Origin of the sequence: Saccharibacillus sp. WB 17 (genome assembly GCF_008634075.2) — a bacterium.
GTDB classification, from domain to species: Bacteria; Bacillota; Bacilli; order Paenibacillales; family Paenibacillaceae; genus Saccharibacillus; species Saccharibacillus brassicae.
Genome location: NZ_VPFK02000012.1, coordinates 139,834 through 153,050 on the forward strand (window position 1 = coordinate 139,834; position 13,217 = coordinate 153,050).

Consider the following 13,217-nt stretch of genomic DNA (forward strand, 5'->3'; position numbering starts at 1 on the left):
TCCGGACTACGGCCGCGCATTTGAATGCGGGTTATCCCGCAGAGCGTACGAAGCACTTCGTTCCTGAAGAGGACGAAGTGCTTTTTTTGGCGTTGACTGACGGGAAACTCCGATAAGAATTCCAGTCTACCGGACATCCGGCTTGCCGAGGCTAGCTTCGGGTCGGTCTTCCCGGGAAGACCGTCTGTCCTTCATCCCCTGCACGTATAACCGCGGCGACATGCCGAACTCGCGTTGAAAAGCCCGGTAAAAGGTACTGTAATCGCCGAAGCCGAATTTTTCGCAAATGAGATGAATCGACTCTCCGGACAGCAGTTCCTGTTTGGCAAAGCTCATCTTTTTTTGGACGATGTATTTGTGCAGCGAGATGTTCATGTTTGCGGTAAACATTTTCGATAAAAAAGACCGGCTGACAAACAAATGATTCGCAATATGCTCAACCGTCATCGCTTCGTGAATATGTGCGTGGATATAGTCCAGCGTCTCGGCGAGCAATTTCTCATTGTTCAAAGGCCTGGATCGTTCGCAAGGCGGATCGTTCAACTTGGCGCGGGCCACCATGATGAGCAGTTCTTTGATGTAAATGCGGGCCAGCAGGTCGGCTCCGTATTCCTGCGACTGCGATTGGACCCAGATCCGATGCAGCAAATTGTCCAGCAGCACGATCGTATCGCCGCTCAGGCTCAAATGGCTGTCTTGAAAATTAATGCTTTCGAAAGCAATCTGCAAATCGGTTGATTCCGTCGAGCTATTTTCCAAATAAGACGGGTGCAGCCACAAGATGTAACGCTCATACGGATCTTTCGACTGAATCAGTTCCGCGTGATGCGGCTGGCCCGGACGAATCAAGACCATGTCTCCCGATTTCAGCGCAAACCGGTGTGGATCCACATGGTAATTCACTTGCCCGGATATTAAAAAATACAATTCGTAATGCGGATGAATGTGACTTTTGAACCGGCTTTTCAACGGGGTGAGCGCGGTATCGCGATTGTAATGAATCTGATAGTCGCGTTGTTCCATGCTCGGCTTCTTGGCATACGCAGTAGGGATCATCTTCAGGTTCATGACCTCCTCTATTTCTATCGTTTCATGGTACTCCCAACTATACCTGTTATACGTAAATTGCGATGAAGGCAAACGTCATTTTTTGATGAATTCGACTCCCGCCGCGCCCAAAAGACGAATTGCAATCTTTCGAAGAGGTTTGAACATGCCCTTTGCGAAGCGCCGGAGCTACAATACAGAGGCAAAACCAAACAGGCCGCGACCGGAAAGGAGCCCTACCATCCATATTATCCAACACACCAGCGTAAGCAAAAATCAAAAAGAAGCCAACGAAGATGCCCTGGTCGTCACCGATCATTTTATTGCCGTGATCGATGGCGTAACGAGCAAAAGACCGATGCGTTACGACGAAAAAACGTCAGGCCGACTCGCGATGGAAATAGTGCGCCAGCGGATCAAACAGCTGCCGCCCCGAACGACCGTCCATCAATTCGTAGATGCGGTGAACGAAGATTTTGCGGAAAAATGGCGTTCGATGTCTCCTCTTCGTCCTTACGAACAACAATTTCAAGCGGTCACCGCTGTTTATTCCCGTCATTACCGACAAATCTGGTTGATCGGAGATTGCCAGCTTCTGATTGACGGTCGGCATCATGAAAACCCCAAAAAAAGCGACGGCGTCTTGTCCGAAATGCGCAGTCTCATCCTGACGCTGCAAGAGTCTCGATCGAACGACCCGAACGACCTGCCGACTGGCGAAGACGAAGGTCGAACCTTCATTTTGCCGTGGATTCAGCAAGCGTGCCTGTTCGCCAATCGCGATATTCCCGATTACGGGTATGCCGTGCTGAACGGAGAACCGGTTCCGGAGCGTCTGCTGCGTATTTTCCAGTTGGACGAACGGCCGCACGAAATCGTGTTGGCCAGCGACGGTTATCCCTGGCTCGAATCCACCCTTGAACAGACCGAAGATCGTTTGCAAAAGCAGCTTCGGGAAGATCCGCTGTGTTACAAACAGTATCGTTCCACCAAAGGCAGAACCGCGCAGGCCGACAGCTTCGACGATCGAACGTACGTCAAATTTCAAATTTGAGAGGAAGATTAACGTGAGAACTTTAAAGTTGTCGTTCAGCGTCATGACGCTTATGTGGGCTCTCGTCTTGACGGCGTGCGCAGCGCCCTCCGCCCCGGTGCCGGGCGGCGCGGCCGCCGGAGCGACCAACGCGTCGCCCGAGCGGAACATGGCCGACATTTTGGCCCAACAGCCGACCGGACAACCGATTATCGTGGCGACGAACAATATGGGGGACGGACGGGACCAATGGTTGGCGGCAGCCGCCAAAGAAGCGGGATTCGATATTACGCTGGTCGGGCTCGGCGGAGGCGATCTGACAGCGCGCGTCATCGGCGAAGTCAACAATCCGACTCTGAACGTAGTCTGGGGTCCGGCCGATACGATGTTCAAATCCATGCAGGATGCCAATGCGCTGGAGTCGTGGAAGCCTCGGTGGGCAGATCAAATCGACGGCGGTGCCCCTCACAACGATTATAGCTGGTCTTATGAACTTCAGCCCAAACTGCTGATCGCCAATCCGAAATTGTATACGGCAGCATCCGTGCCGACAAGCTATCAGGATTTGTGGGAAAAACCGCAGTTCCAGGGCAAATACGCGGTTCCGACAGACTTTGGCGGTACGACCAACCGTGCCGTGATCGGCGGCATTCTGGCCCAATATCTCGATCCGGCCGGCGAACTTGGCGTTTCCGCGGCCGGCTGGGAAGCGATCAAGCAGTATTTCGCACACGGCTATGCAACGCCCAAAAGCGAAAAAGAAGCGCAAAATCTGGTCGACGGAAAAATTCCGATCTCTTACATTTACGCTTCCGGCCTCAAATCGTTTATCGATACGTATCAAATGGAACCGCTGATTCTGTACAGCCGGACCGGGGAACCGACGAATACGAATCAACTCGGCGTGATCCGAAGCGGCAATTCCGCCGCCGTGGAAGAATCGATCCGTTTTGCCGACTGGCTTGGCAGCGCCAAACCGATGGGCGATTACGCTTCCCGATACGGCAGCCTCGTCGTCAACGAACAAGCGCAGGCGCAAATCGATCCGTTTATGCAAACGGTCTTGCAAAAAACGAAACCGCAGGACGCGGATTGGGAGTACGTCAATTCGATGATGGATCAATGGACAGCCAAAATCCAACTGGAATACATCCAATGAATCCGAACGGGGGCGAAAAGATGATCCGGCTTGACGGGCTCGAAATCGGATTCAATCGCAAAGCGGTCGTTCAAAATCTGTCGCTGGATATCCGGAAAGGCGAATTTTTCACCTTTTTGGGTCCTTCCGGCTGCGGCAAAACGACGACTTTAAAAGCGATTACCGGATTCCTTGTACCGACGCAGGGAAGCATTCACGTAAACGGAATCGATATTACGCATATGCCGGTCGAACAGCGGAAGATCGGCATGGTTTTTCAAAACTATGCGTTATTCCCGACGATGACCGTCAAACAAAATATCGTATTCGGCCTGAAAGAGCGAAAATGGCCCAAAGATCGGATTCGCACCAGACTGGAAGAGGTCGCGCATCTGGTTAACCTGACAGACGAGCAGTTGGACAAGCCGATAACCGAATTGTCCGGCGGACAGCAGCAGCGGGTAGCCATCGCGCGTACGCTGGCGCTCAATCCGGACATTATCGTGCTGGATGAGCCGCTCTCCAATCTGGATGCCCGACTGCGCAAAAAATTGCGCGGCGAATTGAAAAGGATTCAGGCTGTTTCCGGCGTCACGATGGTCTACGTCACCCACGACCAGGAAGAAGCGCTGATTCTCTCGGACCGGATCGCCGTATTCAACGCAGGCGCGATCGAACAGGTCGGCACGCCGCACGACATCTATTACCGTCCGGCCTCCGAATTCGTGGTCGACTTTATCGGCGAAGCCAATCGGTTGCACCCGTCCACGGTCGCCCGCCTCAAGAAATCGAACGCCGATTTCGAGCTTCACTCCCGGGAGCGGGCTTATGTACGTGCCGAGCATGTCAAAGAACGGATTCCCGAGCGGTTGGCAGCTGATTATTATGTACTGGATGCCGAATTCGAGATCGAGGAATTTTACGGATTGAACGTCAAGCGCATCTTCCGCGTAGACGACGAACAGATCGGCTGCCTATCCAACGAAGTCGACCCGGCCATGCGGCGAGGCGATCGCAAACGGCTGTACATCGGCAAAAGCGATCTGATCCGCTTCACGGATCGGCATGCGCCATGAACAAGAAGTCGATTCGTTATCGTCCGCAGCGAGCGATCGTGCCGATCGGTCTAGGTCTCGGCCTTCTCTGGGCGATCTTCACCTTTCTCGTCTATCCGAATTTATCGTTGATTCATACGACGATGATGCCTCAAGGGCTGTTCGATCCGAAGCCGATCTTGAATATTCTCGCTTCCGACCGGGCGATGGGCAGTCTGGGCAACTCGCTCCTGCTGGGCGGCAGTCTGACGGTTACGGTAGCCGTGCTCGGTTTGTTCCAAATTCTTGTACTGGACTATTTCCATGTCAAAGGCAGCCGCTGGTTGGCGATCGCTTATCATTCCCCGCTCATTTGCAACGGAATGGTGCTCGTTATGGCTTACAACTTTTTGTACGGCAGCAAAGGATTTGTTACGGCGCTCGTTCCGGGACTGCCGACTACCTGGTTTCAAGGTTTTTGGGCGGTGTTGATCGAGTTGACTTTTGCCGGCACGTCTACCTATATTTTGTTTGTACGCAATTCGCTCCGTTCGATCGACAACCAGACGATCGAAGCGGCACGCAATATCGGAGCCGGCAAATTGAAAGTATTGACGAAAATTGTGCTGCCGTGTCTGAAACCGGCTTTGTTGGCGGCCTCGATCATCGCTTTTATTGGCGGCATCTCCGCGCTGGCTACGCCGCAGATTTTGGGAGGGCCGCACTTCGAGACGATCAACACGTTGATTTATTCGTTTTCGCAGACGTTAACGACCCGGAATTATGCGGCCGTACTCGCTATTTTTCTCGGCTGCATCACGGTGGTCGCTTTGCTCATTTCGATTCGGATCGAAAAAAAGGGGCAGTACTTGTCCGTATCCAAAGTGAAAACGAATCTGGTCAAACAAACGATTCGTTCTCCGCGGGTGCGCATCGCGGTTACGATCGCCGCGCATCTGATCGCTATCGTTCAAATCGCGCCGCTGCTCGCCGTCGTCGGCTTCTCTTTTATGCCGGTAACCGACCTGTACGCCGGAATGTTCGACCCGAGCCATTTTTCACTGGATCATTACCAAGCCGTGTTCGAATCGGTAGCGGGCATTCAGCCTCTGTTCACCAGTATCGGGTATGCGGCCGCCGCGAGTTTGGTTATCGTGCTGATCATGCTGTGGATCGGGCGGTTGATTACGAAACAGGGCAATCGTTGGACGGAAGGCATCGAATTTGCGCTGCAAATTCCGTGGTTTCTGCCGTCTACGCTGATCGCGCTCGGATTGCTCATGACTTTCAATCGTTCCAATCCGCTCGTCGGCGGTACGGTGTTGACGGGAACGGTATATCTGTTGGGCATCGGCTACATGATTCTGGTGACCCCCTTCACGCTGCGCATGATCAAAGCCGCTTACGCCGGCATGGACGGGACGCTGGAAGAGGCCGCCAAAAATCTGGGAGCTTCGGCGTGGAGCCTGTACTGGAAAGTACTGTTCCCGATTTTGCTTCCGCTTGTGCTGTCCGTCTTTCTGCTGAATTTTATCGGCTTGCTGGCCGAATACGATCTGTCCGTCTTTTTATTCCATCCGTTCTATCAGCCGCTTGGCGTCGTGCTGCAGGCAGCCACCGCTCCTGAAGCGGACCCTCAAGCGCAGATGTTAAGCTTTGTGTATTCGGTGCTGATCATGCTCGTATCGACCGCAGCCATTTTGTTCGTGTATCGGCAGCAGCGTTAGCAACAATCCGGAACTTTTCCGGAGCGAGGAGGGTGTATGCATGCCAGACGAAACAAGCCTCAAGTTCGAACCCGACGGACAAGCCAAACCTTATCCGGGCAATACGATCATTAGCTTCATTCGTGAAGAGCGGTTCGCCGTCTATCGGCTGGCGAAAGAAGTGAGCCAACGGTTCCGCTCTTCCGGCTTTGCACACTGTTACGCTTTTTTACCCTACGAATCGTTTCACGTGACCGTATTGAAGCTCTGCCGTGAAATTGATCGCGGTACGCCCAAGTGGCCCGCGCCTCTGCCGCCGGATGCCTCTTTTGCCGAAGTCGATCGCCATTTGCAATCGGCTTTCGAGCGGACGACACAGCCCGGGCCGATCACTATGCGCGCTTACGCCTGCGAGGATTGCAATATCCGGCTGGAACCGGCTGCCGAGTCCGATGCGCGGCGTATCGCGCTTTACCGCGAGCAGCTGGCGCAGGCAGCGGGCCTTCGACACGAAGATCACGATCATTATTCGTTTCATCTGACCTTTTCGTATCGGCTTGCCGCACTTGACACGCAGCAGGCAGCGACCGCACAGCGGATAAGCGGCGAATATACGGATTTTCTCCAACGCGAAGAGATCGTATTTGAAATGCCGGAGCCGGTTTTCGCTATTTTCAATGACATGCTGCACTATGATACGGATCTGCGAACGAGAAGTGAGACGTAAACGGACCGTTGGAAATATTGAAACGCGGAGCCCGGCAGGCGGCGGAAGAGGCAGGTCAAACGCTGCTGGCGGCCAAAAAAGCTATGGGCTTCGTAACGTTCAAGTGAGTTCGGGTCCATGACGTTGAACGCGAAAAGTCTGCTTCCGGTAATCGGACAGCGGGCTTTTTAAATTTTAGTTACATAATAATATTACGGTAAACTCATGGCTCGCAAAATCATTTTTTTGAAAAAGCGAACTCGATCCCGATTCAAAGCGTATACGGGTCAGACAAAAGGAGGGGACACCATGAACGAGGCGTTAAGCCGGGAAGAGGCCAGGCGGCTGTTCGAGCGGCATTCGAAAGCGGTATTCGGCATTTTGCTGGCGCTGACCAAATCCAAAGCGCTCGCGGACGACCTGACCCAAGAGACGTTTATCCGCGCTTTCCGCAAATACGATCAGTATCGCGGCGAAGCGGGAGACGACGCAGCGGTTCGGCCCTGGCTGGCGCGTATTGCCGTGAACCTGGCGCGCAGCCATTACCGCAAATTGAAATGGCAGACGTTGTTCGGGCAGGTACCGGACCAAGCGGCGGAATGGACAGCCGAAGCGGTCGCGCTGCTGAACGAACGGCAGCTGGAACTATGGCATGCTGTCGGCCGACTGCCGCGCAAGAGCCGCGAAGTGATTCTGCTGCATTATTATGCGGAAATTCCGCTCAAGGAAGCCGCGGAGACGCTCGACATCCCGCTCGGCACGTGCAAATCGAGACTGGCGGCAGGACTTGCGAAGTTGAGAGTAAACCCGGATCTGCTGGATTATGGTATGCCCGGCTATGTCAAGAGCAAGGAGGAACTGCGATGATCCGCGACAACAGAACGGTCGAACACGATATTCAGAAACAGGAACTGGCGCAGCGTTTGAAGCATGAAGGTTCCGGAACGATTGCGAACCTAACAACTGATCTCTCGTTTGAGTCCGTCTGGGAAGGAGAACTTAAACAAATGAGACAAGTCAAAGAATCCGGATCAGGCAGTCGATTCAGGAGAGTGTTTGCGGTTGTCGCGGTTCTGCTGCTTGCGGCGGCAGCCATCTTCGGTATTCGGCTGCTCGACTCCTCCAAGCCGATGCCTGCCGTTTCAGACGTGTCGGACATAAAATTCCGGGAACTGCGCGATATTTATGCACCGACTACGGGTAGACGCGTGGTAGATGAACAAATCGAAAAACTGTCGACTCCGTTGAATATCGTATTGAAAGATCAGGACGTCACGCTGACACTGGTTAAAGCATACTATGATGGTGGTCGGGTCATGATCGATTATGTGGTCGACGATCAAAGCGGCGGTGCGGACTTGAACGAGAAAAATGCTTCATTCGACTATAAATTGAAGACTTCTGCGGACGGCAAAGAATGGGATCAGAGTTCTACCCGTTCGAAGACCTTTTTGGGCAGTCATCGATTCGCAGGTACCCTTACCTACATGTTTAAATCATATAACGGGCCGACAGCCCTCAGCGTAGACCTGAAAGTCAGCCGGCTTGCTACGAAAAACGGAAAGTGGGAAGCCAAGATCCCTCTATCTTCGGCCCAAACGGATAAGCTGACTTCAACCTTTTATCCGGGAACCTCTTTCACTTATGAAGGAAATGCATTTACTTTGACCGAGGTTTCCTCCGGCCCGACTTTCAACCTGATTCGGATGGCTCAGAAAGCTACGGGCCAGATTTCCACGAAAGGTATTATGTATTACGACGATGTCGATACCCGTTTCTATCAGCAGTGGATGACGGGAGACGATTTTGAAGAAGGAAGCGTACAATGGGTGGAGGTGCTTGATCCTTTTGTACCTACCAATCCCAAGCCTTCTTCGCTCAAACTTCGTATCTTCGAATCCCAAACGATGGACGATACGAATACAGGCACCGCTACCCAGCCTTTTGAAGGTAAAACACCGATCACACTGACCGGCTTCGACGGAGAAACGATGACGCTGACGAATATCGATTTCCAGAAGGAACGAACGGTTGTACAATTGAAATACAGCGATCTCAACGTACAGACATGGTTTCCATATTTCAATTCTTCAAAAACGGATGGCGGCTACGTCGCTTATTACAATCCGCAGCGTATATCCAAAAACGAGCTTTTATTCGAAGCAATCTTCCCACCGATGGACCCGGACGAACTCACCGGGTTTGCGGCCACAACTTCGAAACAGCCGAAGTTTGAATCTGTCGAAATTCCGCTCGAATGGGACAAAGCCATACCAGGGCGCCCAAAAGCGATCCCCGCTGCATCAGAGTAAAACGCAAATAAAAGAGCCGCTCTGATCGAGCGGCTCTTTTTACTGTATATAAGCGAGAAAGGATCAGCCTTTCAACCAGGCGTTCGCCAGCAGCATGGCGCCCTTCTTGGCATTCGTCTCCGCGAGCGTGTTCAGCATCACGAAGTCGTGGATGATGCCCTGGAAGCGGGCGGCCGTGACCGGAACGCCGGCTTCGCGCAGCTTGTTGGCGTACGCTTCGCCTTCGTCGCGCAGCACGTCGGCTTCGCCGGTAATGACGAGCGCTTCCGGCAGACCTTGCAGCTGCTCGGTCGTGGCGCGCAGCGGGGAGGCCGTGATCTGGTTGCGTTCGTCCGGATCGGTCGTGTACTGATCCCAGAACCATTTCATGCCGTCCTTCATCAGGAAGTAGCCTTCCGCGAACTGGTTGTAAGATTCCGTCTCGAACGAAGCGTCCGTGACCGGATAGAACAGCAGCTGCTTGGCAATCGCCGGGCCGCCGCGTTCTTTGGTCATCAGCGTGATCGCCGCGGTCATGTTGCCGCCGACGCTGTCGCCGCCCACGTACAGCTTCGACGTGTCGAAGCCTTCGGCTTCTCCCTGCGCGGAGATCCATTCCAGCACCGCGTAGATCTCTTCGATCGCGACCGGGTATTTATTTTCCGGGGACAGGCTGTAATTCGGGAAGACGACCGCCACTTCCGCGCCGACCGCAAGTTCGCGGATCAAGCGGTCATGCGTATGCGCGTTGCCGAACACCCAACCGGCTCCGTGGATATAGAGCAGCACGGGAAGCGGGCCGGTCGAGCCTTTCGGACGCAGGACGCGGATCGACACCTCGCCTGTCGGACCGCCGGGAATGCTTTTGTCTTCAAGCTCGACATCCGGTTTGTACACGTCGCCGGCTTGCACTTCGTCTACGGTCTCACGGCCTTTTTCCGGTCCGAGGTCGGACAGGAAAGGAGGCTTCGCGTTGTCGTCGGCAAACTGCTGAGCGGCAGGTTCAAGCACGGGCTTTTTGGCATCGGTCATAGAAATCGGGCTCCTTTCGGTGCCGGTTGGCACCTTCGCAAATTGGGAGAAACTTAGGAAAACTCATATCCCGTAACAGGTGGGCGATCGCTATGTATTCCGGGTGAGGCCCACTTCGACTATATACCACAAAATTTAATTTTGTGAAACATACCCGTTCATTTCAGGGCGTTCGACCGCGATCAGTTTCCCTTCCGCCTGGATGATCGTCATCCTGCCTGCTGACAGCACCGGCCCGAACGTGGAGCTGCTGGTCTCGACAACGCCTAAGGTACGGGAAGACCGAAGATCGATCAAGTAGACGTTCCCGTTCGCCTGCGCCGCATAGGCTTGGGAACCGATCAGGTCCAGCCTGACAGGCGGGCGGCCTTTTCCGTATTCGAGAAGCGGAACCGGCGTTTCGGGCTGATCCAACTCGAAGCGGCCGATTACGCCTTGACCTGTCGGCTGACCCGGACCGGACAGGCCGGAGACGATCGCATACAGCCGATCGTTCTCGATCAGCACCTGACCCGCAATCGCGGGCGTTGAGATCGCAGCCGAACGGTATTCCAGCGAAGACAATAGTTTGCCGCTGCGAATATCCACTTGGTCGATGACGGCGGAACCGTCGTACCGCTCGGCGCCCGGCAGGAGGCTGCGGGCATAGAAATGCCCTTTGCGAACAGCGAGCAGATCGCCATGACTGCCGATCAATTCCCACACACGCCGACCGGAGGCGACATCGTACCCTTCGTATCGGGTAGCCAGAATTGCGCCGCTCGTCTCGACGGACACGATCGCCACGCCGTTATGGACGCCTTGCAGTTTCGGATACGAGGTGTCCGGTCGGGCGGGGATTTTCCAGATCAGCTGTCCTATCCGCCCTGCATAGACGCGGAGGCGCTCGGTATCGGCGGCATATATTCGCCCGGCTGCGATCGACAGGCGGACCCGGCCCGCAGGAGGGCGGCCGTCCGCCTTGATGATATGCAGCGTTTTGCCGGTCGATGCTTCCAGTCGCAGAATACGGCCTGCTTCATCCATATAGGACACCGTACCGCTGCCGATCGCAGGATTGCAGATCGTCTTGTGGGCGGACGTCCACCGGAGACGGCCATTGGACGCCTCGACAGCGCGTATCCGTCCCTGCGAGACGGAATAGATCAACCCTTCGGACGTTTGCGCTCCAAAAGACGACTCCGGATCTTCGGCGTCGAAATCGGCGGCGGCGGTCCAGACGGGGCGAAGCGTCCGGACGGGATCGCCGGTTTCCAAAAGGACAGAAGGCTTAGGCTCCCCGACCGGAGTCGATGCGGCGCCGCCGGAAGACAAACCGAGCTCGATCGGTACGGCCTGCCCCGGAATAAGCAGCGCGTAAGCGAGCAGTCCCCAAATGACTTTTTGCGAAATATTCATGAGCGGTTCTCCTTTTATAGTTTACATAATATTTAATATGTCATTAGTTAAAATAATCTATGTTTTTATCCGCTATCAAGCTCCAACAAATCCCATTTATATACATCTATTAGCATGAACGCTTCACAGGCAGAGATCGTTGCTTGAGTTCAAAATTAAACTTGCGGCCGACTTCCGTCGCATCCCCGCACGCATTGCTTGTATAATAGAAGAAACAGCGGTGAACAGACTTTGATTCAGAGAACGGAGCGAATTGCACATGACGACCATACGTATTCCCGACGACGAAGCGTGCGAGAGCTATGCCGAGTATTTGGAAGCTTTCCTCATCTGGATGCAGGACGCGGGCTATACCGACTATACGCAAAAAAACTACCTCAGCGACGTCCGGCATTTTCTGATTGCATTGAAGGAACGGGAGCTGGACACGGTAAAAAAAATCCATGTCATGTCGTTCCTGTCCAACGCGCGGCGCGAAGGCGCGGGGGACGCGACGCGCAACCGGAAACATGCCGCGGTACAGTGCTTTTTCAAAGCGCTGATCGAGCTGGAACTGTTGGAACAGAACCCGGCGTTCGGCATCAAAAAAGCGAAAACGGAAACGAACCGGGCTCCCGTCTATATGGACGAGCGGCAGATCGCGGAATTTCTCGAAGCGGTCGAAGGCAAATACCGTGGGCGCAATCTGGCGATTTTCCTGCTCATGGCTTATATGGGACTGCGGGTCGGCGAAGTGCATGCGCTGAACGTGTCCCATTACAACGCCGAGCGGCGGACGCTCCAGGTGTTCGGCAAAGGGCGCAAATGGCGGACGCTGCCCGTGCCCGAAGCGGTCGGCGGAATGCTGGAAGAAGCGATCGCGCAGCGCCTCTCGCCGTGGACGGAACGCGAGGAAGCCCTTTTTGTCTCGCAAAAAGGGCGCCGGATGTCGATCCGCGCGATCCAGCAGCTGGCCGCGGACACGTTCGACCGTTTCCAGCAGGATCTGGAGCCGAACCAGCGTATCCCGTATTCCAGCCACAAGCTGCGCCATTCGTTCGCGACCATGCTGCTGCGCCGCGGCGCGGATCTCCGCACGGTGCAGGAGATGCTCGGCCATGCCTCGATCCAGACGACGACCGTGTATACGCACGTGACAAATCGCGAGAAGGAAGAAGCGATGAGCCGGCTCGATGTTAAGCTGCCGCCGAATCCGGGTAAAGGTTCGTAACAAGTACGAACTATAAGAGGAGGCTATTATTATGGGATTCAATCTTGGAGGACTCGGAGACATGCTGGGCAAACTGCAGGGAAGCGGAGGCCAGGGCGCGGGCGGTCTGGGCGGATTGTCGGAGATGCTGAACAAACTTCCGCTCGGCGAGCTGCTGCAGAAGCTTCCGCTCGACCAACTGCTGAACTCCGAATTTTTGCAGCAGCATACGCCGTTCAAATCCGCGGCCGAAATGCTGCAAAAATTCGGGATCGGCGGCACGAACGCCAACGATCTGCAAAACGTGCCTCCGCAGGAACTGGACGAAAAGGTCAATGCCAATACGAAGTTCGGCTCGATGCAGGAACTGCTGCAAAAAGGGCTGGAATTTATGCAGCAGCGCCAGGGCAAGTAACAGGGACGCAAGTATCCGGCTTGTGCAGCGGACGTTTGAGGAGCCGACGACAATCAACTTCGAACTCTACGAAATGATGCAGCATAACGCGGTTGCGCCGAACAGGGCGAGCCGCGTTTTTTTGACGAAAAAAAGGGGGGCTGCCCGGCCCGGAGTATGCGTGACATTCGGCGAAAACGACGCATGTTCCCGGCCGATTCCGATTGTTCATTTGCTCCGGGCATGCTA

General features: G+C 54.5%; 12 protein-coding genes. 9 read left to right on the plus strand and 3 right to left on the minus strand.

Going from position 1 to position 13,217, the window contains the following annotated elements; all coding sequences use genetic code 11:
- Positions 1-126: 126 nt before the first annotated feature.
- The gene (locus FTE24_RS04675) at positions 127-1,056 is read right to left on the minus strand and encodes a helix-turn-helix transcriptional regulator (protein WP_160441650.1); all 930 of its coding nucleotides are present in this window, start codon (positions 1,054-1,056) and stop codon (positions 127-129) included.
- 157 nt (positions 1,057-1,213) lie between these two features.
- On the opposite strand from FTE24_RS04675, the gene FTE24_RS04680 reads away from it, so the two are divergent.
- The 7 genes from FTE24_RS04680 to FTE24_RS04710 all read left to right on the plus strand — a co-directional run bounded on the left by FTE24_RS04680 (position 1,214) and on the right by FTE24_RS04710 (position 8,976).
- Positions 1,214-2,101 (plus strand): hypothetical protein, encoded by an 888-nt coding sequence (locus FTE24_RS04680; protein WP_237401636.1) that lies wholly within the window; start codon positions 1,214-1,216, stop codon positions 2,099-2,101.
- 13 nt (positions 2,102-2,114) lie between these two features.
- On the plus strand, positions 2,115-3,239 hold the full coding sequence (locus FTE24_RS04685; RefSeq protein WP_337190013.1) for an ABC transporter substrate-binding protein: 1,125 nt from the start codon (positions 2,115-2,117) through the stop codon (positions 3,237-3,239).
- Positions 3,236-4,294, plus strand: a complete 1,059-nt coding sequence (locus FTE24_RS04690) for an ABC transporter ATP-binding protein (RefSeq protein ID WP_237401637.1) — start codon at positions 3,236-3,238, stop codon at positions 4,292-4,294. Before FTE24_RS04685 ends, FTE24_RS04690 begins: the two co-directional genes overlap by 4 nt.
- Positions 4,291-5,979 carry an ABC transporter permease gene (locus FTE24_RS04695; RefSeq protein WP_150229148.1) on the plus strand — a complete coding sequence of 563 codons (1,689 nt, stop codon included), beginning with the start codon at positions 4,291-4,293 and terminating at the stop codon, positions 5,977-5,979. The genes FTE24_RS04690 and FTE24_RS04695 overlap by 4 nt, the downstream gene beginning before the upstream one ends.
- Before the next feature lie 40 nt (positions 5,980-6,019).
- On the plus strand, positions 6,020-6,685 hold the full coding sequence (locus FTE24_RS04700; RefSeq protein ID WP_150229146.1) for a DUF1868 domain-containing protein: 666 nt from the start codon (positions 6,020-6,022) through the stop codon (positions 6,683-6,685).
- A gap of 288 nt (positions 6,686-6,973) precedes the next feature.
- Positions 6,974-7,531, plus strand: a complete 558-nt coding sequence (locus FTE24_RS04705) for an RNA polymerase sigma factor (protein WP_160441651.1) — start codon at positions 6,974-6,976, stop codon at positions 7,529-7,531.
- A complete protein-coding gene (locus FTE24_RS04710; RefSeq protein WP_150229142.1) occupies positions 7,528-8,976 on the plus strand; it encodes a DUF4179 domain-containing protein in 1,449 nt (482 codons plus the stop codon). The genes FTE24_RS04705 and FTE24_RS04710 overlap by 4 nt, the downstream gene beginning before the upstream one ends.
- 63 nt (positions 8,977-9,039) lie before the next feature.
- Here FTE24_RS04710 and FTE24_RS04715 read toward each other — a convergent pair whose 3' ends face one another.
- Positions 9,040-9,987: an alpha/beta hydrolase gene (locus FTE24_RS04715; RefSeq protein ID WP_150229141.1), complete on the minus strand. Its 948-nt coding sequence runs from the start codon at positions 9,985-9,987 to the stop codon at positions 9,040-9,042.
- A 135-nt stretch (positions 9,988-10,122) separates the two neighbouring features.
- The gene (locus tag FTE24_RS04720; RefSeq protein ID WP_150229139.1) at positions 10,123-11,385 is read right to left on the minus strand and encodes an outer membrane protein assembly factor BamB family protein; all 1,263 of its coding nucleotides are present in this window, start codon (positions 11,383-11,385) and stop codon (positions 10,123-10,125) included.
- 259 nt (positions 11,386-11,644) lie between these two features.
- Here FTE24_RS04720 and FTE24_RS04725 point away from each other — a divergent pair, with 259 nt between their 5' ends.
- Positions 11,645-12,595: a tyrosine-type recombinase/integrase gene (locus FTE24_RS04725; protein ID WP_150229137.1), complete on the plus strand. Its 951-nt coding sequence runs from the start codon at positions 11,645-11,647 to the stop codon at positions 12,593-12,595.
- A 31-nt stretch (positions 12,596-12,626) separates the two neighbouring features.
- Positions 12,627-12,989 (plus strand): hypothetical protein, encoded by a 363-nt coding sequence (locus FTE24_RS04730; protein ID WP_141449864.1) that lies wholly within the window; start codon positions 12,627-12,629, stop codon positions 12,987-12,989.
- The last annotated feature ends 228 nt before the right edge of the window (positions 12,990-13,217 follow it).

Bases quoted from the DNA above. Each gene is read 5' to 3' on its own strand.
- FTE24_RS04700 (WP_150229146.1), top strand. From the start codon at position 6,020: ATGCCAGACGAAACAAGCCTCAAGTTCGAACCCGACGGACAAGCCAAA.
- FTE24_RS04675 (WP_160441650.1), bottom strand. From the start codon at position 1,056: ATGATCCCTACTGCGTATGCCAAGAAGCCGAGCATGGAACAACGCGAC.
- FTE24_RS04705 (WP_160441651.1), top strand. From the start codon at position 6,974: ATGAACGAGGCGTTAAGCCGGGAAGAGGCCAGGCGGCTGTTCGAGCGG.
- FTE24_RS04725 (WP_150229137.1), top strand. From the start codon at position 11,645: ATGACGACCATACGTATTCCCGACGACGAAGCGTGCGAGAGCTATGCC.
- FTE24_RS04720 (WP_150229139.1), bottom strand. From the start codon at position 11,385: ATGAATATTTCGCAAAAAGTCATTTGGGGACTGCTCGCTTACGCGCTG.
- FTE24_RS04695 (WP_150229148.1), top strand. From the start codon at position 4,291: ATGAACAAGAAGTCGATTCGTTATCGTCCGCAGCGAGCGATCGTGCCG.
- FTE24_RS04710 (WP_150229142.1), top strand. From the start codon at position 7,528: ATGATCCGCGACAACAGAACGGTCGAACACGATATTCAGAAACAGGAA.
- FTE24_RS04715 (WP_150229141.1), bottom strand. From the start codon at position 9,987: ATGACCGATGCCAAAAAGCCCGTGCTTGAACCTGCCGCTCAGCAGTTT.
- FTE24_RS04690 (WP_237401637.1), top strand. From the start codon at position 3,236: ATGAATCCGAACGGGGGCGAAAAGATGATCCGGCTTGACGGGCTCGAA.
- FTE24_RS04730 (WP_141449864.1), top strand. From the start codon at position 12,627: ATGGGATTCAATCTTGGAGGACTCGGAGACATGCTGGGCAAACTGCAG.
- FTE24_RS04680 (WP_237401636.1), top strand. From the start codon at position 1,214: ATGCCCTTTGCGAAGCGCCGGAGCTACAATACAGAGGCAAAACCAAAC.